The sequence below is a fragment of the Paraburkholderia solisilvae genome (assembly GCF_902859875.1).
GTDB classification, from domain to species: Bacteria; Pseudomonadota; Gammaproteobacteria; order Burkholderiales; family Burkholderiaceae; genus Paraburkholderia; species Paraburkholderia solisilvae.
In genome coordinates, this window is record NZ_CADIKF010000052.1 from 1 (window position 1) to 21,636 (window position 21,636).

The following is a 21,636-nucleotide window of genomic DNA, read 5'->3' on the forward strand; positions in this document are numbered from 1 at the left end:
CGTCGCGCGCGGGCTGAACCAGCGCGCGCGGGCCGCCACGCCGCCCCCGATCACACCTGCGAGCAAGGCGGCGCCCAGCAGGATCGCAAGACCAACCCGGATCAGCAGCGCCCAGGGAATCGCGGGGCCTGGCGTATCCGCCTGCCGGGCGGACTCCGCGCTCGAGGGGGCGTCGCCGGGAGGCGTGGTGAGGGAGCGCGTCGTCGAATCCGGCGCGGCATTGGCCATCGAATCCGGCATGGATTGCGCGGCAAACGAAGCGCCAGCCATACCGCTTGCGTGAGCAACCAGTTGATCGGGTGCCGCGCTTGCGTCGGACGCGGCAATCGAGTCGGCGCCTGACTGGGCGGCGGCATCGGCAAACGCCGACGTCTGTGCGCCGGCGCCACCGCCTGCGCCGCCGTTCGCGCCTGACGTAAAGCGGCAGTTCACCGGCGTACCCGTGTTGAGCGTGCGGTTCATGCCCATGCCGCCGAGCGGCGCAGGCAAACGCAGCACCGCAGGCCCCGCGCAATCCGTACCTGAAAACCCCTCGTTGGCGAAGCCGGTCGCCGCTCCCGCCGCCGACTGCGTCGACGCGACGAACGCCGCCGCCTGTGCCGCTCGGGCGGCCAGGCAGACAGCGAATACGCACAACACCCCGATGTTTCTCGATCGCATAGTCGTGTAGTTAGTGATGCCGCGCCGACGTTTCATTCCCTGCGGAATGGCCCGCATGCCTGGCTTCTATAGGCCATGTTCAGCGGGCTAAACGCGTTTGCGTTGGAAAGTGAGCGGCAAATTGCCGGGACGCAAACGTGTGCGCTTACGGCAAGGAATTGGCGTCGTGACTACGCAAACGAGGACTTCAAAAGTCTCGGATTATAAGGATGCTATTCATGCCGCATTCAATTCGGTTACCGGGTAACCGGTAAGCTGCAGCGAGAGGGGGTAGAGAAAACGGGCGGGAGTTGTTATTGAACGCAGCGACGCTATGGGTCGATGCGTGAACGTGCGCTTTCCGTGCGGCGCGTTCTTTTTTTCGCAACGCGTGATTTTATACCGCGAAGCGGTCGTTGCGCAGGCTAACCGGTTACGCACTAACCTCGCGGTATGCGCGGCCGGCGTGCGGCCCGCGCGCCGTGAAATCAGGTGTCGCTCCACATCCGCAACAGGTTGTGGTAGCAACCCACCAGCGTGCGTCGCGCCGCTTCGTCGCCATTCGATGCGTTCAGGCGCTGGATCGCGTTATCCAGATCGAACAGCAACGCGCGCTGCGTGTCGTCGCGCACGAGGCTTTGCGCCCAGAAGAAGCTCGACACACGTACCCCGCGCGTGACCGGCCGCACCTGATGCAGGCTCGTGCCCGGATAGACGATCGCGTGACCGGCCGGCAGCTTCACTTCCTGCAGGCCGAAGGTGTCTTCGATCAGCAGTTCGCCGCCATCGTATTCGTCCGGCGGCGTCAGAAACAGCGTGATCGATACATCGGTGCGCACGCGCCGGCCGCTACCGGGCACGAGCCGGATCGCGCCGTCGACATGGCTGCCGAAATGCATGCCGCCTTCGTAGCGATTGAACAGCGGTGGGTACACCTTGTTCGGCAGCACCGCGCTGATGAAAAGCTGATTGCGTTCGAGCGACGCGATGATCCGGTCGCCGAACTCGAGCGCGATCGGCGAGCCTTCGTCGATCTGCTGGTTGTGTTTGACGGGCGCGCCCTGATAGCCGGCCGTCGCGCGGCCGTGCACCCAGGAATCGGTTGCCGCTTCGAGTTGCGCGCGCATCGCGGCGGCATCGGCGGGGCTCAGTACATCGGGAATCGGGACAATCATCGTTCAACGCTTCCTGCGTGGCCGCGCGCCGCCGTGTCATAGCGGCACGCGCGCGGCATTCGTGGGATTCGCCCGCGGCGATCAGTAGAAGCGATAGTTTACCGTCGCGAGGAATGTGCGGCCCAACGCCGGCACCGCGCGGCCGCCGTCGGACTGGATGATCTGATCGTAGTAATGCTTGTTGGTCAGGTTGATCAGATTCAGCTGGATGTCGTAGTGCTTCTGATGGAACGCGGCCATCGCATCCCAGCGCGTGTAACCCGGCACTTCGACGAGGTTGTTGGTCGCCGCGTAGCGCGGCCCCGTGTACACCGGTCCGCCGCCGATTTCCCATTGCGGCGTCAACGCATACGTCGTCCACAGCGTCAGCATATTGCGCGGCGTATTCGCGGGAACATTGCCCTGGGTGCCGTCGAGTGCCTGCAAAATCTCGCCGTCCATATACGTGTAGCCGCCGAACACCTGCCACTTGTTCGTGATGCGGCCCGCTACACCGAGCTGGTAACCGCGCACACGGATATCGCCTTCAAGCGAATACGTGCCGTCGACGTTCAGCGTACGCGCGTTGGTCTGCTCGATATTGAACAGCGACTGCGTGACCGACAGCCCGCCGCCAAGCAGATCCCATTTCGCGCCCACTTCGTACGACTTGTTGTGCACGGGCGGCAGGTTCTGTTGACCATTGGTCAGCGTCAGCGCTTCGAGCGACGGATCGAACGACGTGCCGTACGACACGTAGTACGACTGCCAGTCGGTCGGCTGCCAGATCACGCCGCCGCGCACGCTGGTGAAATAGTTGGTTTGCGTCGCATAGCCCGGCGCGTTCAACGAGTTGTTGATCGACGCCTCATAGCGGTCCCAGCGCACGCCGCCGACCACCTTCCAGTGCTGGCCGATCGACACCGTGTCGTTCGCGTAGATGCCGATGCCGTTCGCGCTCGATTCGGCGAGATTGCCCGGCGTGATCTGCAGGTTCGACGGCGTGGGCACATAAGCCGGATCGAGCAGCGGCACGACCGCGATCGTGTTGGTCGGCAGCCCCGGCGTGGTCGCGTTATACGACTGGTTGCTGTACGTCTCGTGGCTCAGATCGACGCCCGTCAGCAGTTCGTGTTTCAGGAAGCCGGTCGCGAACTTCGTCTGCAGCTCGGTCGTGTTGTACAACGAATGGTCGTTGATCACCCGATCCTTGCCCTGCATCTTCACGAAGAGCTGCGACGGATCGAGCGACGTGAAGTTGCCGTTGGTGAGCGCAGTCGACGTCGCGAGCGGTCCGGTCAGCACCGCGGCCGGGTTCGACGCGCGCACGTCGGTGCTGTAGTGGCTGTATTGCGTCTGGTTGCTCAGCGTGACGTTGTCGTTGAAGCGATGCTTGATGCCCAACGAAAACGTCTGCACATCCTGGATCGTGCGATCGTTCGTAAAGCCGTAGAACGTCGACGGGCCGACCACCGACGCCGGATGGCCGTTAAGCGACGGGATGCCGTAGTCCGGCTGATCGCGGTTGTGCTGGATCAGCGCGGACAGCGTGATTTCGGTCGGCGTGCCGATGCCGAACTTCACTTCCGGCGCCACGCCGTAGTCCTTGCTTTTCATCTGGTCGCGCGTCGAGCCGAGGTCCTGGCCGAACGCATTGATACGGAATGCAGAGGTATCGTTGATCGGCGTGTCGAGGTCGACGGTCGTGCGGTAGCGGTCGCTGGTGCCGGCCTGCACGGACACATCCGCACGCGGCTTGAGCGTCGGCTGCTTGCTGACCTGGTTGATCACGCCGCCGGTCGAGCCGCGGCCGAAATACAGCGAAGACGGGCCGTACAGCACATCGATCGATTCGAGGTTGAACGTGTCGCGATAGTACTGGCCGCGGTCGCGAAAGCCGTCGAGATAAATATCGGTGCGCGCGCTGAAGCCGCGCAGGTTGATGTTGTTGCCGATCGTGCCGCCTTCGGCCGCCGCGATCGTGATGCCGGGCACATTACGCAATGCGTCGGTAAACGACGACGCGGCCTGCGATTGCAACACCGCCTTCGGCACCACCACGGCGGCCTGCGGAATGTCGCGCAACGCGGTCGGCACTTTCGCGCCGACACTCGAGATGTCCGGCTGGAAATCGGTGCTGGTGTCCGCCTGGCCGGTCACCTTCACCGCGGGCAGCGTCGCGCCCGGTGCGGCGCCGTCGCCCGCGCCGGCGTCTTTTGCATCGGCCGCCTGGCCGGTGCTTGCCTGCGCGACCTGCGCACCGGCGGGTGCGTTCGGCGCGGTCGTCTGCGCGTAAAGCGGCGTCGCGAAAATGGCCATGGCAGCCGCCGCGAGTGGCGTTGTCTTCAACATCCTGGTTCCCTGTCGTTGTCAGTTGGTTCTTATGAGCCGGCAACGCCTTCTGCTTTGTGCCGCCGGCGCACGCGATAAAGCGTGCGGGGACCACCCCAGCCGGCCGTGACGAGCCACCGCCGATGAGTTGTGTTTGCTTATTTTTTGTTAAAAACAGTTACAACTAAATGAGAATCGCTATCATTCCATAAATGACAGGAGTTATCAATCGTTGGCTGGCAAGGCTGTCGTCGAAATGCATCAGTTGCCAATTTGAAAGAATTGGCAACATCCCGATTGGCGTGACGCGGCAACGCACTCGCCCGCACAGCCCCGACAGGCCGTCAGTCCACGCCGAAAAAGAAAAAGGGCGGCACTTCGCGTGCCGCCCTGTCGCCCTGTTTCGTCCGAATGTTTAGTGCGTGCGCACCGTCAACGGACCTTGCCGGCTTTCCATGCTGAAAGCAATTGATCGTACTTGACGGTCTCGCCCTTCGGCTTTTCGTTCGCCAGTTTCTTCCACGGCGCGTGCTGGTCGGACAGCCATTTCGACGGGTCGCTTTCGGGATTCAACTCGGGCGCGCACGACTTCATCCCCGCGCGCTGCAGTCGTGCGAGCACCTGATCCATCTCCTTCGCGAGCGTGTCCATCGCGGCCTGCGGCGTCTTCTCGCCGGCCACCGCGGTGCCGACGTTCTTCCACCACAACTGCGCCATCTTCGGATAGTCCGGCACATTGTTGCCGGTCGGCGTCCACGCGACACGCGCCGGGCTGCGATAGAACTCGATCAGGCCGCCGTACTTGTCGGCGTTCTTCGTGAAGTAGTCGCTATGGATATCCGAGTCGCGAATAAACGTGAGCCCGACGATCGACTTCTTCAGCGACACCGACTTCGACGTCACGAACTGCGCGTAAAGCCATGCGGCCGCGCGCTGGTTGGCTGGCGTCGATTTGAAGAAGGTCCACGAACCGACGTCCTGGTAGCCGTTCTGCATGCCGTCTTTCCAGTACGCGCCATGCGGCGACGGCGCCATGCGCCACTTCGGCGTGCCGTCCGGGTTGGTCACGTTGCCGGGTTTGAGCATCGACGCGGTGAACGCGGTGTACCAGAACACCTGCTGCGCGATGCGGCCTTGCGCCGGCACCGGGCCCGCCTCGCTGAACGTCATGCCCGACGCTTCGGGCGGCGCGTACTTCTTCAACCAGTCGATGTACTTGGTGGTCGCATAAACGGCCGCGGGGCTGTTGGTGCCGCCGCCGCGCGACACCGATGCGCCGACCGGATGGCAGCCGTCCGGCGTCACGCGAATGCCCCATTCGTCGACCGGCATGCCGTTCGGAATGCCCTTGTCGGCCTCTCCCGCCATCGACAGCCACGCGTCGGTGAAACGCCATCCGAGCGACGGGTCCTTCTTGCCGTAGTCCATGTGCCCATACACTTTTTCGCCGTCGACCGTCTTCACATCGTTGGTGAAGAACTCGGCGATGTCTTCATAAGCGGACCAGTTGACCGGCACGCCGAGGTCATAGCCGTACTTCGTCTTGAACTTGTCCTGCAGGTCCTTGCGCGCAAACCAGTCGGCACGGAACCAGTACAGGTTCGCGAACTGCTGGTCCGGCAGCTGGTAGAGCTTCTTGTCCGGCGCCGTGGTGAAGCTCGTGCCGATAAAGTCCTTGATGTCGAGACCCGGGTTCGTATAGTCCTTGCCTTCGCCCGCCATATAGTCGGACAGCGGGATGATCACACCATAGCGGTAGTGCGTGCCGATCAGATCGGAATCGGAAATCCAGCCGTCGTAGATGCTTTGCCCCGACTGCATCGACGTCTGCAACTTCTCGACAACGTCCCCTTCCTGAATGATGTCGTGCTTCACCGGAATGCCGGTAATTTCGGTGAACGCCTTCGCGAGCGTCTTCGACTCATAGATATGCGTGTCAATCGTTTCGGATACCACATGAACTTCCTTGACGCCCTGCGACTTCAGCTTCGCGGCCGTATCGATGAACCACTTCATCTCGTCCATCTGCTGCTGCTTGCTGAGCGTGCTGGGCTGAAACTCGCTGTCGACCCATTTCTGCGCCTCGGGCATGCCCGCCACCGCGGCATGGTCCGCCAAGGCGCCTGCAACGACGCCAGCGACCGCGAGCGCGACGATCCGTCTCCTGTGTTGCATGGTCTTCTCCTGTGTCTCCACACCCCTTGGATCATCCGCCGGCGGCCGCCCGGGGCATCAACGGAACCGGTCTCTTCTCATCTGAATGCGCTCTGCGCGTATCGATATCGATTGCTTGCGGCTAGCCTCTCCACATCACCACCAGCAGCACCACGACCGAAGCCGCGAAACCCGGCCAGACGTTGGCGCCTTCGCGCGTCACCGCGAGCCAGAACAGATTCACGTACGCGGCCGCCAGCAAGCCGATAAAGAGCCGATCGCCGCGTGTCGTTGCGATCGGCAGAAAACCTTTGCGCTCGACGGTCGGCGCGCGCAGCTCCCACACGGTCATGCCGGCGAGCATCACGACGACGCAAATAAAAAAGATCGCGACTTCCGGCGTCCAGTACATCCACGTGAGCATCACACTCTCCCCATTGCAAAGCCCTTGGCGATGTAGTTGCGCACGAAATAGATCACGAGCGCGCCCGGGATGATGGTCAGCACACCGGCCGCCGACAGCACGCCCCAGTCCATGCCCGCCGCCGATACGGTGCGCGTCATCACCGCCGCGATCGGCTTCGCGTTGACCGTGGTCAGCGTGCGCGCGAGCAGCAGTTCGACCCAGCTGAACATGAAGCAGAAGAACGCGGTCACACCGACGCCCGACTTGATCAGCGGCAGAAAGATCTTCACGAAGAAGGTCGGGAACGAATAGCCGTCGATATACGCGGTCTCGTCGATTTCGCGCGACACGCCCGACATGAATCCTTCGAGAATCCATACCGCGAGCGGCACGTTGAACAGCATGTGCGCCAGCGCGACTGCGATATACGTGTCCTGCAGCCCGATGCTCGAATACAGCTGGAAGAACGGCAGCAGGAACACCGCGGGGGGTGTCATCCGGTTCGTCAGCAGCCAGAAGAACATATGCTTGTCGCCGAGGAAGCGATAACGCGAGAACGCATACGCGGCCGGCAAGGCCACCAGCACCGACAGCACGGTGTTCATCACCACGTAGATGATCGAGTTGATGTACCCCCAGTACCACGACGAATCGGTGAAGATCACCTTGAAGTTCTCGAACGTGACATGCTGCGGCAGCAGCGCGAACGCCGACATCGTTTCCTCGTTCGTACGCAGCGCGATCGACAGCATCCAGTACAGCGGAATCAGCGCGAACAGGATGTAGAGGGTGAGCACCAGCGCGCGAATCCAGCGGCGCTGCCCGGTCCGGTCATGCATGCTCGCCTCCTTCCGCGGCAGGTCCGCCTGTGCCGACGCGGCTCATCCAGTTGTACAGAATGAAGCACAGCAACAGGATGATCAGGAAGTAGATCAGCGAAAACGCCGCCGCCGGACCCAGGTCGAACTGGCCGACGGCTTTTTGCGTCAGATACTGGCTGAGAAACGTGGTCGAGTCGCCGGGACCGCCGCCCGTCAGCACGAACGGTTCGGTGTAGATCATGAAGCTGTCCATGAAGCGCAGCAGCACCGCGATCATCAGCACGCCGCGCATCTTCGGCAGCTCGATATGGCGAAACACCGCGAAGCGGCTGGCCCCGTCTATCTCCGCGGCCTGATAGAACGCGTCGGGTATCGCGCGCAGGCCGGCGTAACAGAGCAGCGCGACAAGCGGCGTCCAATGCCAGATGTCCATCACGAGGACGGTGACCCACGCGGCGGTCGGGCTCGCGGTGTAGTTGTAGTCGAAGCCGAGGCGATTGAGTCCGTAGCCGAGCAGACCGATGTCCGGGCGTCCGAAGATCTGCCAGATCGTGCCGACCACATTCCATGGAATCAGCAGCGGCATGGCCAGCACGACGAGCGCCGCCGACGCGCGCCACCCGGAAGCGGGCATCGCCAGCGCGAGCCCGACGCCCAGCGGTATTTCGAACAGCAGCACGCACGCAGAAAAAATGATCTGCCGCCCGAGCGCGCCGCGCAGATCCGGGTCCGTCATGATGTTGCGAAACCATTCGGTGCCGACGAACACATGCTGCGTCGGGCTGATGATGTCCTGCACCGAATAGTTGACCACTGTCATCAACGGCAGGATCGCCGAGAACGCGACACATAAAAACACCGGCACCACGAGCAGCCATGCCTTCTGGTTGATGGGCTTGTTCATCGTACGGTCCTTTCGGCGACCTTCACGGGTATGCGCTCGTCGTTGCTGAAAAACACCGTTTCGGGCGCCGCGAGTTTCAGCCACACGGAACCGTCCGGCACGCGCAGATGCGGCTCGAGCTTCGCGTTGATCAGATGGCCATCGCATTGCGCGGCAACGAGCTGATAGTTGCCGAGCTGTTGCACGCGCAACAATTGCGCGCGGGCCGCGCCGGGCTCGCCCTCATGCGCAAGCCGCACGAACTCCGGACGAATGCCGAGCGTGAACGGGCCGCCTGCGTGCTTCAGCGCGGCGAGCGTGTCCGCGTCGAGCAGGACGCGCTGCGCGCCGAGCTTCACGCCATCGGCATCCAGTTCGACCGGGCACAGATTCATGCCGGGACTGCCGATGAAGTAGCCGACAAATGCATGGTCCGGCCGTAGGAACAGCGCTTCGGGTCCGCCTTTTTGCACGACGCGCCCGTTGGTCATCACGACCACCTCGTCCGCGAACGTCAGCGCTTCGACCTGATCGTGCGTGACGTAGATCAGCGTGAGCTTGAGCTGCTGGTGAATTTTTTTCAGTTGCCGGCGCAGCATCCACTTCATGCGCGGATCGATCACCGTCAGCGGCTCGTCGAACAGGATCGCCGCGACATCGCGGCGCACGAGACCGCGGCCAAGCGAGATCTTCTGCTTCGCGTCGGCGGCGAGATTGCTCGCCTTGCGCGGCAACTCGCGTGTCATGTCGAGAATCTCGGCGACTTCATGCACGCGCCGGTTCACTTCAGCTGCGGGCATATTGCGGTTACGCAACGGGAACGCGAGATTGTCGAACACGCTCATCGTGTCGTAGATCACCGGGAACTGGAACACCTGCGCGATATTCCGCTCGCGCGGGCTTTGCCCGGTGACGTCGCGCCCGTCGAAGCGCACCTTGCCCCCGGACGGCGTGACGAGCCCCGACACGATATTCAGCAGCGTCGTCTTGCCGCAGCCCGACGGTCCGAGCAGCGCGTACGCGCCGCCGTCTTCCCACACCATGCTCATCGGTTGCAGCGCGTAGTCGTCGAGCGTGGCGGGATTCGGCCGATACGCGTGCGCGAGATTCTCGAACTCAATGCGCGCCATACGCGGCCTCCGGGCTGGATACGAGCTTCGTGTCCGCGCCGAATATGAAGAGTTCGTCGGGGTCGACGAATACATCGAGCTGCGTGCCGAGATCGATCTGATGCACGCCTTGCAGTTGTGCGATCAGATCGACGCCGCCGTTTAGCGTATGCAGATGCAGGTAGGTTTCGGAGCCGCTCAATTCGGCCAGTTCGAGCTGGCAACGCACCGGCACCGCTTGCGGCCGGTTCGGCGCGAGCCGCAGATGGCCCGGGCGAATGCCGATGCGGCACGCGCCATTTGCGCCATTCGTCCCGTTCGTCCCGTTCGCGCGGCGCACCGGCACTTCGATGCCGATCGGCAGCCGCGCGCTGCCGTGCCCCGTCAGCTCGCTCGTCAGCATGTTCATCGGCGGGTCGTTGAATACCGCGGCCGCGTCGACGCTCACCGGCGCGTTGTACACATCGAGCGTCCGGCCGAACTGCAGCACGCGCCCTTTATCGACAATCGCCGTATAGCCGCCGAGCAGCAGCGCCTCGAGCGGCTCGGTCGTTGCGTAGACAACGGTCGTCTCGCTGTCCGCGAAAAGCGTGGTCAATTCGGCGCGCAATTCTTCGCGCAGCTTGTAGTCGAGATTGACGAGCGGCTCATCGAGCAGCACAAGCGAAGTGCGCTTGATCAACGCGCGCGCCAGCGCGCAGCGTTGTTGCTGGCCGCCCGACAGTTCGCCCGGGCGCCGCTCGAGCAGATGATCGATATGCAGCTTCGCCGCGACGTCCTGCACGCGCCGGCGAATTTCCGCCGCGTCGGTGCGTTGCAGCTTCAACGGCGACGCGATGTTGTCGTACACCGTCATCGCCGGGTAGTTGATGAATTGCTGATACACCATCGCGAGATTGCGCTCGCGCACGCTGACGCCGGTCACGTCGCGCCCGTCGACCAGCACACGGCCTGAAGCCGGCCGGTCGAGCCCGGCCATTACGCGCATCAGCGTGGTCTTGCCCGCCTGTGTCGGCCCCAGCAACACGTTGATCGCCCCAGGTAAGAGTCGCAGGTCGACGCTATACAGATGCGTGAGCCCGCCCGCCACGACGGTGACCCGCTCCAGTTCCAAGACCAAATCGCTCTCCTTTTTATGCTTCGAGGGTGCTGCTTTCGTCCTGCGTGCCGCGCCGGCTACGATCACTTCGATGTTCAGAAAGGAAATCAAAACAACATAGAGAATGTCCCTTTTGTTCGTTTACGTTTAAATCGGGGTTAACCATACAACTTAAAAACACATACAAAACGTATGCATTACATATTGTAGAAATCTCACTGCTATATGAAAGTTTATGGTTAGCTCAATAGAATTGAACAGTCAGCCGCGATGGCAGGCAGAAACGACAAAGCCTGCCGAAGCAGGCTCTGTGTCGATGAGGGGTGCGCGCTTCGAGCGAAGGCGGCGCAACAAATGATGCGGAGCAAACCGGGCGCAACCAGTGAAACGGTGAAAGCGCGGCGCAGCTATCGAACCGGCCCGATACTCCGTTCCGGTCAGCTCAGTTCAATTCAACGCGAACGCGCAGCAAGCAGCCCGCGCTCGGCAAGACTGCGGTACAGCGCGCGCACCCCGAATGTCCAGGGCTCGATCTCCGTACACAGGCGCACGGTATTCACGAGCGCGCCGAGCGTCGGCGTCGAGATCGTCACGACGTCGCCGAGATGGTGGGTAAAGCCGCCGCCCGGCGCATCGCGGTCCTTGATCGGCGAAAACATCGTGCCGAGGAACAGCATGAAGCCGTCCGGATACTGATGATGCTTGCCGCAGGTCTGCGCAACGAGATCGGCAGGGTCGCGGCTGATCTCGCTCATATGGCTCACGCCGTCCAGTTCGAAGCCGTCGTCGGCGCCGTCGACGCGCAACGACAGGCTCGCCTCGCGAATCGTATCGAGCGTGAAGCGTTCGTCGAACAGCCGCACGAACGGGCCGATCGCGCATGAGCCGTTGTTGTCCTTGCATTTGCCGAGCAGCAGCGCGGAACGCCCTTCGATGTCGCGCAGGTTCACGTCGTTGCCGAGCGTCGCGCCCACGATGCGGCCCGCGCCGTTGACGGCCAGCACGATCTCAGGTTCCGGATTGTTCCAGACCGACGCCGGCAGCAACCCGATATCCGCGCCGAAACCCACCGACGACATCGGCTGCGACTTCGAAAACACCTCGGCATCCGGCCCGATACCGACTTCCATATATTGCGACCATGCGCCGCGGCGCTCGAGTTCGGCCTTCAACCGCATCGCCGCGTCCGAGCCGGGTTCGATCTTCGACAGGTCGGTGCCGATCAACGCGGTAATCGTCGCGCGCACTTCCAGCGCCTTCGACGGATCGCCCCCCGCCTGCTCTTCGATGACGCGTTCGAGCAGGCTCACCGCGAACGTGACGCCGCACGCCTTGATTGCCTGCACGTCGCACGGCGCGAGCAGCCGCGCGGCGGCGCCGTTGGCGCGCGCTCCGGCTTCGGCTTCGATCAGCGCGGCAACCGGCCCGAGCGCCACACCCGGCGCGTGACGCGCGACGTCGAGCGCGTCGGCGCGATCGAACAGGTCGGCGGTAGTCGGTACGGCCTTCGTGATATCGAACACGTCGCCGCCGCGCACGGCAACGACGCACGGACCTTCGTGTTCACCGTCGCGCCGCCATACGCGGCCGACCAGCAACGCCTGATCGAGATCGTCGGGCAGACAGGTTGATGCGGAGATCGTTTGCATGGGTGTGTTGAACCGGGCTGGAAGGGAGCCCTATCGTAGAGCGCCTCGCGCCAAAGTCCAACCCCTGCGCACGCTATGCGTGACCGTTGCCATGGCCGGCCGCGCCGGTCTCGCGACGCTGCGCGTGTTGATGCAGTGCAGCGATGAAGCGCTCAGCCGGCCATGCTTCGGCCAGCGCCTGTTTCAGGAGTGTCTGCTGGCTCGGCGGCGCAAGGCCGTTAAGCGGCGGATCGCGATCGAGATTGGTCGGAAACGGATAGCCTTCCGCGCAACTGCTGATCACTGCGTCGAACTGCACGCTGCTCAAACGACATTGCGCGACCCAATCGCGCAACGTCGGGTAGATCGCCGCGCACATCGCGATGCGATCGACCGACTCCATCGCCCGCCCGTAGGCCGACGAAATCTGCAGCAGATTGGCCATGCGCGCAACATCCGCGGTACGGTTCGCACCGGCCGCATGAAACAGCGCAGGATTGAAAAACAGCGCATCGCCCTTGGCGAGCGGCAACTGCACGCAATGCGCTTCGAAGTAAGCGCGGAAATCGTCGCGCCGCCATGCGAGATAGCCCGGCGCGTAGCGCTGCGAGTACGGCAGCAGTTTCGTCGGCCCGCTTTCCACCGGCATGTCGCAATGCGCGACAGCCCCTTGCAGCGTCAGAAACGGCGACATCGTGTGCACGTGAGCCGGATAGCGCTGCGCATCGTCGACCGTCTGAAAACCCAGGTGATAGTCGCGGTGCGCCTGCTGCGCGGCGCCGCCCGGCCGGACGACGTTGATCTGCGACGTCATCTGATAGTGCGGCCCGAGCCATGCATCGGCCGCGGCCGCGACAAATGCATTGGCGTAGTAGCGCGCGAAGAGCTCCGGTGCGCGCAGACACAGCTTCTCGAGCGCGTTCCAGATACGGTCGTTCGCGCCCGCCTGCGCGAAATGATCCGCGCCCGCGCCGCCCTGCGCGCGTTCGTCGCGGATGATCGCCTCGAAAAGCGCGGTCGCATCGTCGAGCGGCGCGGTATCGCCGTACGCATGTTGCAGCACGAGCACGCCCGCGCCATCGCGCAGCACATGTACCCACTCCGCCAGCAATGGCGCGCGTGTTTCGTGATCTTCCAGCAGGTTGCACAGCGCGTCGCAGTCGTACAAAGGAATGCCGTGCGGCGCCGAATGTGCAAAATCGGTGCGCTGCGCTTGCGCACCGGCTGCGATCTGCGCGGCAAATTCCGTGACCGAACAGCGGTCTTCGCGATAGCCGTCGAGTCGCAGCACGGGCTGCTCATGCGCCGGCATCGGCGTCTGCAAGTCGTCTCCTCGCATCTTCACTCCTCAGGTGTGCGTTGCGAGCATATCGCCAATCCGCGCCGGCGCGCCAGTACCTGGATGGACGTTCGATGCGCGTCCCGCCGCGTTTGAACGCGGGTCGGCGCCCGGGTACGCGCCTTGCGCATTCCTGCTCACAAGCGCTGCGTTCATGAAGCGATTTCGCGCTTCGGCAGTCGCACAGGGAGAATCAACATGCCTTACCTGATAGGGTGGCTGCTAGGTGTGCCGCTGATCGTGCTTGTCATTCTGTATCTGATCTTCCATTGAACAAACCCACAGCATCGCGGTAATGACGACGATCGCCGGCGCGTCGATGCAGTACGCGCCGCGATCCCCACCGTCGCCCGCTGCGTCAGTCGTTCTGCGAACGACCTTTACCGTCTGAGCATTCATCCCCACGTGCGTCCTGAACGCACGCATTCTCGCGATTGGCACGCGCGCGTTTCGTATTCCCGAAGTGTTCCCTCCGTCGCTCATCCGCGCAGATTTTCGCGTCGCGCATCTTCCGTTCCCGAAGCACGGCGCATCATGCGTTTGCGCCAGTCGTGCCGTGCCGGCTGCGGGTATACGTTAGTTTGTGTTCGTTAGCACCGCCCGTTTACTGGTTTGAAAACAGTAAGGCTTCCGAATTGAATACCTGAGGTCTAATCAAAGCCGCGAGCGGTCTGTTCATGTCTGGAGGTATGCCATGCCGAATCTGTCGAAAGAAGCCATTGAAGGTCTGAGAGCCGCCACGCGCGGACAGGTATTCGTGCCGGACGACGCCGGCTACGACGACGCGCGGACCATCTGGAACGCGATGATCGACCGGCGCCCTGCAGTGATCGTCCGCTGTGCCGGCGTCGCCGATGTGCGGCGCGCGGTGAATTTTGCGCGCGAACAGCGCCTGCCGCTCGCGATGCGCGGCGGCGGCCACAACATCGCGGGCACCGCGCTATGCGACGCCGGACTCGTGATCGACCTGTCCGCGATGAAATCGGCGCGTGTCGATCCGGCCGCACGACGCGCTTACGTCGAGCCGGGCTGCCTGCTGCGCGACCTCGATCACGAAGTGCAGGCGTTTGGCCTCGCGGTGCCGCTCGGCATCAACTCGACAACCGGCGTGGCGGGCCTCACCGTCGGCGGCGGTTTCGGCTGGCTGAGCCGCCGCTATGGCATGACGGTCGACAATCTCGTTTCGGCCGATGTCGTCACCGCCGATGGCGAACTCCTGCATTGCAGCGCCGACGAACACCACGACCTGTTCTGGGCGATTCGCGGCGGTGGCGGCAACTTCGGCGTGGTCACGATGTTCGAATTCAGGCTGCACCCGGTCGGCCCCGAAGTCTATGGCGGCCTCGTCGTGCTGCCGTTCGATCAGGCAAGAGACGCGTTGCGCCTGTACCGCAACGCGGTCGAATCGATGCCCGACGAACTGACCGTCTGGGCCGTCGCGCGCCTTGCGCCGCCGTTGCCGTTCCTGCCCGCCGATGTGCACGGCAAGCCGATGATCGCGTTCGCGATCTGCTATACGGGCCCGCTCGAAGACGGTCCGCGCGCGGTGGAAGCGGTGCGGCAATTCGGCAAGCCGTACGGCGAGCATCTCGGGCCGATGCCGTACGCCGCGTGGCAACAGGCATTCGATCCGCTGCTCGCACCCGGCGAACGCAATTACTGGAAGTCGCACAATCTGGCCGCGCTGCAGGACGGCCTGATCGACGCGCTGGTCGACGCGATCGGCACGCTGCCCTCGCCGCAGTGCGAGATCTTTTTCGGGCAGGTCGGCGGCGCGACCGCGCGCGTCGCGGCCGATGCGACCGCCTACGCGGCCCGCGATGCGCAGTATGTGATGAACGTGCACGGCCGCTGGAGCGAAGCTGCCGACGACGAGCGCTGCATCGCATGGTCGCGCGCGTTCTTTGAGAACACGAAGCCGTTCGCGCTCGGCAGCGTGTACGTCAACTTTATGACGCAGGAAGAAAACGAGCGGATTGCCGACGCATATGGTCCGAACTATCAGCGCCTCGTGGCGGTGAAGGACCGCTACGATCCTCACAATCTGTTCAGGACCAACCAGAACATCAAACCGTCCGGCACGGCGTAGCCCGGCAGCCGGCAGCCGCCGGCCACCCGTCGGGGCATCGCGCGTTCGCGGATGCGCGATGCCCCGCCAACGCACCGTCGTTTCATGACGCATGCGTGCGAAAGCGCTCGCGCATCAGTTTTAATGAAACAACGGCGACGCGCGAGCCATATGATCGCCCGAAGCATGAAACAGCACCGGACACCTGATGCCCTCCTCCCAGTCGCTTCATTCCGCTACCGCGGCCGGCACACCCGTATCGCGCGCGCGGCTCGCCACGCTGACGGCGCTCGCGATGCTCGCATTCGCGGGCAATTCGCTGCTGTGCCGGGTCGCGCTGAAAGCGACCGCGATCGACCCCGCCACGTTTACGTCGATGCGCATCTTCGCGGCCGCCGCGGTGCTGTGGCTGATCCAGCGCGGCCGCACCGGGCAGCCGCGCAGCGGCGCGGACTGGTACGCGGCGCTTGCGCTGTTTGTCTATGCCGCCGCGTTTTCATACGCGTACATCGGCTTGCCTGCGGGCACCGGCGCGCTGCTGCTGTTCGGCGCGGTGCAGACGTCGATGACCGGTTACGCGCTATGGAGCGGCGAGCGCTTGCACGCACGCCAATGGTGCGGCGTGGCGCTGGCGCTGGCGGGCCTGGTGGGCCTCGTGCTGCCGGGGCTCGCGGCGCCACTGCTGCTGTCAGCGTTGCTGATGCTGGCCGCGGGCATCGCATGGGGCGTCTACTCGCTGCGCGCCAAGCGCGCCATCGACCCCGGCGCGGCCACCGCCGGCAACTTTCTGCGCGCGCTGCCGTTCGCGGCGGCGCTGAGCCTGCTGATGCACGCGCACGCGTCGGCGGATCGCGCGGGCGTCGTGTACGCGCTGCTTTCCGGCGCAATCACGTCCGGGTTCGGCTACGTGATCTGGTATGCGGCATTGAAGGAACTGAAGGCGTCGAGCGCGGCGACCGTGCAACTGAGCGTGCCGCTGATCACCGGGCTCGGCGGCATCACCCTGTTGAACGAACCGTTGACGTCGCGGCTCGCCGTCAGCGCCGCGGCGATTCTCGGCGGGATTGCGCTCGTCATCGTGCGCAGGCTGAAAGCCGCATGAAGCGGATTGCAATGCCTGCGAGCCAAGCGCGGACGCGGGCGCCGGACGACGGGAGACGGGAGACGAAAGCAAGGCGCCGGGCGAGACGCATGCGTGAAATTTGAAGCCCAAACGCTTTTTGAAGGACAATCGCGAGTGCCGATCCACCCGTTCCAGACCCACGCGATTTCCCACCACCCATGAATTCCACCGTCGACGATACGCCGCGTCCCGCGTTGCGCGCGCTGACGCCGCTCGAGGCACGCGTGCTCGGCGTCCTGTTCGAAAAGCAGCACACCGTGCCGGACACCTATCCGCTGTCGCTGAATGCGCTGACGCTCGGCTGCAATCAGAAAACGTCGCGCGCGCCCGTGATGAACGCGAGTGAAGCCGAGGTGCTGGGCGCCATCGAAGCGCTAAAACGGCTGAGCCTCGTATTCGAAGGCAGCAGCAGCCGCGTGCCGCGCTTCGAGCACAATCTCGAGCGCGTGCTGGGCGTGCCGCGCCAGGCGGCCGCGCTACTGGCCGCGCTGCTGTTGCGCGGCGCGCAAACGGCCGCGGAATTGCGGCTGGCGACCACGCGTCTGCATTCGTTCGCCGATACGTCGTCGGTGGAGGCCTTTCTCGACGAGCTCGCCGCGCGCAGCACGCCGCTCGCGGTGAAACTGCCGCGCACGCCGGGCGAGCGCGAAAGCCGCTGGATGCACCTGCTGTGCGGCGAAGCGCATGCGGCCGAAGCGGCGCCGGTGCGCGGCGTCGCGGAGACGACGGAAAACGGGTTCGCGGCAGATTCGGCGAGCGCCGAACTCCATGCGCTCAAAGTCGAATACAGCGAACTGGCCGGCAAGGTCGCCAGGCTCGAAGCGCTGGTCGAGCGGATGGCCGCGGAACTGGGCATCGCCGCCGACGACAAGCCGGCGCAACAGCCGCAGTAGCAGCAGGTTGATGCTTCATTCCGTCACACGCATGATGCCGGCATCGCTCGATGCCGACAGTTGCAGCACGAACGACGGTCAGGTTTATCGACCGTAGCGAGACTTAGCTGCCCGTTTGTTGCTGCCCGATTCTTGCCGCCAGTTTCTTGCCGCGAGTTTCTTGCTGCCAAAGCTTGCGCCACGCCCCGCTCTGCCCATCAGCCGGCCGCGAATTCGAAGCGAGAAGCACGAACGCGCAAACATCCGCTCCCATCCCGCACGTCGCTCACGTCCCGCGCGTCCCGCATTACGTACGCCGCGTGATCATCGCGGCGAGCCCCGGCTTGTCCTTCGCGTCGGTCTGCGGTGCGCGCTCGTCGTCGTGCGCTTTCTTCGTGCTCGCATGCAGCCCCGTGCCGTTCGACTTGCGGCTCGCCGCATGCCGCTCGATCACCCGTTGCAGCAAACAGAACACGCACAGCAACGCACCGATCACGATGCGGGTCCACCACGAACTGAGCGTGCCGTCGAACGTGATCAGCGTCTGGATCGTGCCGAGAATGCCGACGCCAAAGAGCGAGCCGAACACATAGCCGACGCCGCCGGTCAGCAGCGTACCGCCGATCACCGTCGCGGCGATCGCGTCGAGTTCCATCCCTTGCGCCGCGAGCCCGTAGCCGGACAGCAGATACAGCGTGAACACGACACCGCCGAGCGCCGAGCAGAAACCGCTCAACGCATACACGCCGATCTTCGTGCGCGCGACCGGCAGGCCCATCAGCAACGCGGAGCGCTCATTGCCGCCGATCGCATAGACATTGCGGCCGCACCGCGTGAAATGCGCGATATAGATCGCCGCGAGCAGCGCGACGATGCCGATCAGCGCGCCCGAATTGAGGCTGCCGCCGCCGATCGGCACGCTGAACGACGCGACCGCGTGAAACGTGCGTTCGTTGATCGTGATCGACTGCGTGGTGATCAAAAAGCACGCGCCGCGCGCGAGGAACATGCCGGCCAGCGTGATGATGAACGGCTGCAGCTTGAAGAAGTGGATCACCGCGCCCATCGCGGCGCCGAACAGCGTGCCCATGATCAGCACGAGCGGCACGATCGCCCAGATCGGCCAGTGCCACCATTGCGCGGCCACCGAGCACAGCACGGTAGTCAGCGCGACGACCGAACCGACTGACAGGTCGATGCCGCCCGACACGATCACGAAGGTCATGCCGAGTGCGACGATCAGCAGGAACGAATTGTCGACGAGCAGGCCGAGCAGCACCTGCAGCGAGAAGAAACCGGTGTACATCACCGAGCCGAAGCCGAACAGCACGCAAAACAGCGCGATCGTGACGACGATCGGCAGCGTGCGCGGATCGGCGAGGCGCGTAATGAACTTCGTGCGGGACGCGGCTTGCTGGGTGGGGTCTGTCATTTGGCGGCCTCCGTCACGTCGCCCGCAGGCTTTGCCTGCGCGAACGAAAACGCGCGCTTCAGTTGCTTGACGAGCAGCGCGCGCGCCCGCTCCGATTGAATCACGCTGACCAGCAGCACGACGATCGCCTTCACCACCAGCGTGGCCTCCGGCGGCACGCCGATCGAGTAGGTCGTATAGGTGAGCGTTTGAATGATCAATGCGCCGAGCACCGTGCCCGCGAGGCTGAAGCGTCCGCCGTTGAGCGACGTGCCGCCGAGCGTCACCGCGAGAATCGCGTCGAGTTCGAGCAGCAGGCCCGCGTTGTTGCCGTCGGCGCTGCGCACGTTCGAGCTCATCAGCACGCCGGCCACCGCGGCCATCAGCCCGGAGAACACATAGACCGCGAACACGATCGCGCTCGAGCGCAGGCCGACGAGGCGCGTCGCCACCGGATTCACGCCGATCGCACGAATGAAGAGCCCGAGCGCGGTGCGGCTCATCAGCAGCGCGGTGGCCACCGTGACCGCCATCGCGATCCACACCGCGCACGGCATCCGTGCGAAAAAGCCGCCGCCGAGCACGAGGTAATCGGGCGCGCCGATCGGGATGATCTGCCCGTCCGTCAGCAGCTGCGCAACGCCGCGGCCGGCCACCATCAGGATCAGCGTGGCGATGATCGGCTGCATGCCGACAAACGCGACCAGCACGCCGTTCCACGCGCCGGCGATCAGCCCGACCGCGAGCGCGGCGGCCACCGCCTGCGTTACGTGCGTCGGATCGGCGGCCAGCAGCGTCGCCGCCGTGGCGCCGGCAATCGCAACGACCGCGCCGACCGAAATATCGATGCCGCGCGTCGCGATCACGAGCGTCATGCCGAGCGAGACGATCACGAGCGGCGCCGCCCGGTTCAGGATGTCGATCGGCGCGCCGAACAGGTGTCCTTCAAACGTCGAGATCGACAGAAAGCTGGCGCGATGCGCGACGTCGAGCACGATCAGCAAAACGAGCGTGAGCACCGGCCACGCCAGCGCGTGCTGGAATGCGGCTTTGATCGCCTTCATTGGTCGCTCCCCGCAATCAGCTGATACACCTGATCTTCCGACACCGCGTTGCCCGCGATCTCCGCGACTTTGCGCCGGTCGCGCAGCACGGCGATGCGATGGCTCACGCGCACCACTTCGCTCACTTCAGACGAGATGAACAGCATGCCCAGCCCTTTCGCGCACAACGCCAGCACGCGATCCATGATTTCGAACTTCGCGGCCACGTCGATACCGCGCGTCGGTTCGTCGAGAATCAGCATCTTCGGCTCGGTCGCGAGCCAGCGCGCGAGCAGCACCTTCTGCTGATTGCCGCCGGACAGCAAGCCGATCGGCTGCTCCGCGTCGCGCGCCTTGATGCCGAGCAGCTTGATATATTCGTCGGCCATCTCGCGCTGTTTCGCGCGGCTGATCGCACGCCACCAGCCGCGCCGCGCCTGCAGCGCGAATACGATGTTCTCGCGAATCGACAGATCCGCGACGATGCCTTCCTTCTTGCGATCCTCCGGGCAATAGCCGATGCCGTGCCGCACCGCGTCGTGCGGCGAGCGCATCTTCACGCGTTTTTTGCCGGCGAACAGCGTACCTTCGTCGGACTTTTCCGCGCCGAACAGCAGCTTCGCGGTTTCGGTGCGGCCCGAGCCGAGCAGGCCCGCGAGACCGAGAATCTGTCCGGGCCGCACGTCGATATCGATCGGGTTCAGCAGGCCGCGCCGGCCGACGCCGCGCATTTCGAACAGCGGCGGCGCTTCGGAAGCCGGCTTCGGCGGCTCGCTCGCCGCCTGCTTCAGGCGCTCGGACATGCGCGCGTGGCCGACCATCTTCGCCACCAGCTGATCGACCGGCAGGTCCTTCGCCAGATATTCGCCCTCGCGCTCGCCGTTGCGCATCACCGTGATGCGGTCCGACACCGCGTAGGTCTGCTCGAGAAAGTGTGTGACGAACAGAATGCCGATGCCCGACTGCTTGAGCTTGCGCAGCACGTCGAAGAGCCGCGCGACTTCGCCGTCGTCGAGGCTCGAGGTCGGTTCGTCGAGAATCAGCACGCGCGCATCCACCGACACCGCACGCGCGATCGCAACCATCTGCTGGACCGCGATCGGATAAGCGTCGAGCGACCGCGTGACGTCGAGCGACACGTTCAGCTCGGCAAGCGCCGCTTCGGCGCGCCGGTGAATCGACTTCCAGTCGATCGTGCCGCGCCGTTTCAGGTGCCGACCCGCGAAGATGTTTTCCGCGACCGACAGGTTCGGACAGAGATTCACTTCCTGGTACAGCGTGCGAATGCCGGCGGCTTCGGCTTCGAGCGGCGCGGCGAACTGCACCGGCTCGCCCGCGAGGCGGATCTCGCCGGCGTCGTGCGCGTGCACGCCGGTCAGCACATTGATGAGGGTCGACTTGCCCGCGCCGTTTTGCCCCATCAGCGTGTGAATTTCGCCCGGGAACAGGCGGAAGTCGACGCGCTGCAACGCGTTGACACCCGGGAACGACTTGCTGACGCCGATGGTTTCGAGAATGGGAGAGTCGCTCATGAGCGTCGCGAAAGGAAAGCCCGA

At 64.2% G+C, this 21,636-nt stretch carries 17 protein-coding genes and 1 pseudogene; 3 read left to right on the forward strand and 15 right to left on the reverse strand.

The annotated features are described in order from the left end of the window. From HV675_RS25495 to HV675_RS25550, 12 genes and pseudogenes are all read right to left on the reverse strand, one after another. Positions 1-660, reverse strand: a pseudogene (locus HV675_RS25495) (hypothetical protein); the annotation flags it as partial. 467 nt (positions 661-1,127) lie between these two features. Beyond that, positions 1,128-1,814, reverse strand: a complete 687-nt coding sequence (locus HV675_RS25500) for a Fe2+-dependent dioxygenase (RefSeq protein ID WP_175114230.1) — start codon at positions 1,812-1,814, stop codon at positions 1,128-1,130. An 81-nt stretch (positions 1,815-1,895) separates the two neighbouring features. Beyond that, a complete protein-coding gene (locus HV675_RS25505) occupies positions 1,896-4,145 on the reverse strand; it encodes a TonB-dependent receptor (RefSeq protein ID WP_175114231.1) in 2,250 nt (749 codons plus the stop codon). Between the two features lie 411 nt (positions 4,146-4,556). Continuing rightward, a complete protein-coding gene (locus HV675_RS25510; RefSeq protein WP_175114232.1) occupies positions 4,557-6,299 on the reverse strand; it encodes an ABC transporter substrate-binding protein in 1,743 nt (580 codons plus the stop codon). A gap of 121 nt (positions 6,300-6,420) precedes the next feature. Continuing rightward, positions 6,421-6,702: a DUF2160 domain-containing protein gene (locus tag HV675_RS25515; RefSeq protein ID WP_175114233.1), complete on the reverse strand. Its 282-nt coding sequence runs from the start codon at positions 6,700-6,702 to the stop codon at positions 6,421-6,423. Then, a complete protein-coding gene (locus HV675_RS25520; RefSeq protein ID WP_175114234.1) occupies positions 6,702-7,523 on the reverse strand; it encodes a carbohydrate ABC transporter permease in 822 nt (273 codons plus the stop codon). Before HV675_RS25520 ends, HV675_RS25515 begins: the two co-directional genes overlap by 1 nt. Beyond that, positions 7,516-8,409 (reverse strand): carbohydrate ABC transporter permease, encoded by an 894-nt coding sequence (locus HV675_RS25525; RefSeq protein ID WP_175114235.1) that lies wholly within the window; start codon positions 8,407-8,409, stop codon positions 7,516-7,518. The genes HV675_RS25520 and HV675_RS25525 overlap by 8 nt, the downstream gene beginning before the upstream one ends. Then, positions 8,406-9,518 (reverse strand): ABC transporter ATP-binding protein, encoded by a 1,113-nt coding sequence (locus HV675_RS25530; RefSeq protein WP_175114236.1) that lies wholly within the window; start codon positions 9,516-9,518, stop codon positions 8,406-8,408. Before HV675_RS25530 ends, HV675_RS25525 begins: the two co-directional genes overlap by 4 nt. Next, on the reverse strand, positions 9,505-10,617 hold the full coding sequence (locus HV675_RS25535; protein WP_175114237.1) for an ABC transporter ATP-binding protein: 1,113 nt from the start codon (positions 10,615-10,617) through the stop codon (positions 9,505-9,507). The genes HV675_RS25530 and HV675_RS25535 overlap by 14 nt, the downstream gene beginning before the upstream one ends. Before the next feature lie 431 nt (positions 10,618-11,048). Beyond that, on the reverse strand, positions 11,049-12,245 hold the full coding sequence (locus HV675_RS25540; RefSeq protein WP_175114238.1) for a fumarylacetoacetate hydrolase family protein: 1,197 nt from the start codon (positions 12,243-12,245) through the stop codon (positions 11,049-11,051). A gap of 73 nt (positions 12,246-12,318) precedes the next feature. After that, entirely contained in the window at positions 12,319-13,536 is a 1,218-nt protein-coding gene (locus HV675_RS25545) for a phytanoyl-CoA dioxygenase family protein (RefSeq protein WP_175114267.1), read from the reverse strand. Between the two features lie 249 nt (positions 13,537-13,785). After that, complete coding sequence (locus HV675_RS25550; RefSeq protein ID WP_175114239.1) at positions 13,786-13,962, reverse strand: hypothetical protein; 177 nt, start codon at positions 13,960-13,962, stop codon at positions 13,786-13,788. A 295-nt stretch (positions 13,963-14,257) separates the two neighbouring features. Between HV675_RS25550 and HV675_RS25555 the strand changes: the two genes are divergently transcribed. From HV675_RS25555 to HV675_RS25565, 3 genes are all read left to right on the forward strand, one after another. Beyond that, positions 14,258-15,652, forward strand: coding sequence for an FAD-binding oxidoreductase (locus tag HV675_RS25555; protein WP_175114240.1), 1,395 nt, complete (start codon positions 14,258-14,260; stop codon positions 15,650-15,652). 187 nt (positions 15,653-15,839) lie between these two features. Beyond that, positions 15,840-16,733, forward strand: coding sequence for a DMT family transporter (locus tag HV675_RS25560; RefSeq protein WP_175114241.1), 894 nt, complete (start codon positions 15,840-15,842; stop codon positions 16,731-16,733). A gap of 179 nt (positions 16,734-16,912) precedes the next feature. Continuing rightward, positions 16,913-17,647, forward strand: a complete 735-nt coding sequence (locus tag HV675_RS25565; protein ID WP_175114242.1) for a YceH family protein — start codon at positions 16,913-16,915, stop codon at positions 17,645-17,647. A 286-nt stretch (positions 17,648-17,933) separates the two neighbouring features. Here the strand turns inward: HV675_RS25565 and yjfF are convergent, their stop codons facing one another. Genes yjfF through HV675_RS25580 form a run of 3 tightly spaced genes read right to left on the reverse strand, consistent with a single transcriptional unit; the run spans position 17,934 to position 21,612 of the window. Next, positions 17,934-19,058, reverse strand: a complete 1,125-nt coding sequence (yjfF, locus tag HV675_RS25570; RefSeq protein ID WP_175114243.1) for a galactofuranose ABC transporter, permease protein YjfF — start codon at positions 19,056-19,058, stop codon at positions 17,934-17,936. Further along, positions 19,055-20,101: an ABC transporter permease gene (locus tag HV675_RS25575; RefSeq protein ID WP_175114244.1), complete on the reverse strand. Its 1,047-nt coding sequence runs from the start codon at positions 20,099-20,101 to the stop codon at positions 19,055-19,057. The genes yjfF and HV675_RS25575 overlap by 4 nt, the downstream gene beginning before the upstream one ends. Continuing rightward, positions 20,098-21,612 carry a sugar ABC transporter ATP-binding protein gene (locus HV675_RS25580; RefSeq protein ID WP_175114245.1) on the reverse strand — a complete coding sequence of 505 codons (1,515 nt, stop codon included), beginning with the start codon at positions 21,610-21,612 and terminating at the stop codon, positions 20,098-20,100. Before HV675_RS25580 ends, HV675_RS25575 begins: the two co-directional genes overlap by 4 nt. Between the last annotated feature and the right edge of the window lie 24 nt (positions 21,613-21,636).

Excerpts from the sequence above, each read along its gene's own strand:
- yjfF (WP_175114243.1), bottom strand. The coding sequence starts at position 19,058 with ATGACAGACCCCACCCAGCAAGCCGCGTCCCGCACGAAGTTCATTACG.
- HV675_RS25565 (WP_175114242.1), top strand. The coding sequence starts at position 16,913 with ATGAATTCCACCGTCGACGATACGCCGCGTCCCGCGTTGCGCGCGCTG.
- HV675_RS25505 (WP_175114231.1), bottom strand. The coding sequence starts at position 4,145 with ATGTTGAAGACAACGCCACTCGCGGCGGCTGCCATGGCCATTTTCGCG.
- HV675_RS25560 (WP_175114241.1), top strand. The coding sequence starts at position 15,840 with ATGCCCTCCTCCCAGTCGCTTCATTCCGCTACCGCGGCCGGCACACCC.
- HV675_RS25525 (WP_175114235.1), bottom strand. The coding sequence starts at position 8,409 with ATGAACAAGCCCATCAACCAGAAGGCATGGCTGCTCGTGGTGCCGGTG.
- HV675_RS25550 (WP_175114239.1), bottom strand. The coding sequence starts at position 13,962 with ATGAATGCTCAGACGGTAAAGGTCGTTCGCAGAACGACTGACGCAGCG.
- HV675_RS25575 (WP_175114244.1), bottom strand. The coding sequence starts at position 20,101 with ATGAAGGCGATCAAAGCCGCATTCCAGCACGCGCTGGCGTGGCCGGTG.
- HV675_RS25545 (WP_175114267.1), bottom strand. The coding sequence starts at position 13,536 with ATGCCGGCGCATGAGCAGCCCGTGCTGCGACTCGACGGCTATCGCGAA.
- HV675_RS25555 (WP_175114240.1), top strand. The coding sequence starts at position 14,258 with ATGCCGAATCTGTCGAAAGAAGCCATTGAAGGTCTGAGAGCCGCCACG.
- HV675_RS25580 (WP_175114245.1), bottom strand. The coding sequence starts at position 21,612 with ATGAGCGACTCTCCCATTCTCGAAACCATCGGCGTCAGCAAGTCGTTC.
- HV675_RS25515 (WP_175114233.1), bottom strand. The coding sequence starts at position 6,702 with ATGCTCACGTGGATGTACTGGACGCCGGAAGTCGCGATCTTTTTTATT.
- HV675_RS25510 (WP_175114232.1), bottom strand. The coding sequence starts at position 6,299 with ATGCAACACAGGAGACGGATCGTCGCGCTCGCGGTCGCTGGCGTCGTT.
- HV675_RS25530 (WP_175114236.1), bottom strand. The coding sequence starts at position 9,518 with ATGGCGCGCATTGAGTTCGAGAATCTCGCGCACGCGTATCGGCCGAAT.
- HV675_RS25500 (WP_175114230.1), bottom strand. The coding sequence starts at position 1,814 with ATGATTGTCCCGATTCCCGATGTACTGAGCCCCGCCGATGCCGCCGCG.
- HV675_RS25540 (WP_175114238.1), bottom strand. The coding sequence starts at position 12,245 with ATGCAAACGATCTCCGCATCAACCTGTCTGCCCGACGATCTCGATCAG.
- HV675_RS25520 (WP_175114234.1), bottom strand. The coding sequence starts at position 7,523 with ATGCATGACCGGACCGGGCAGCGCCGCTGGATTCGCGCGCTGGTGCTC.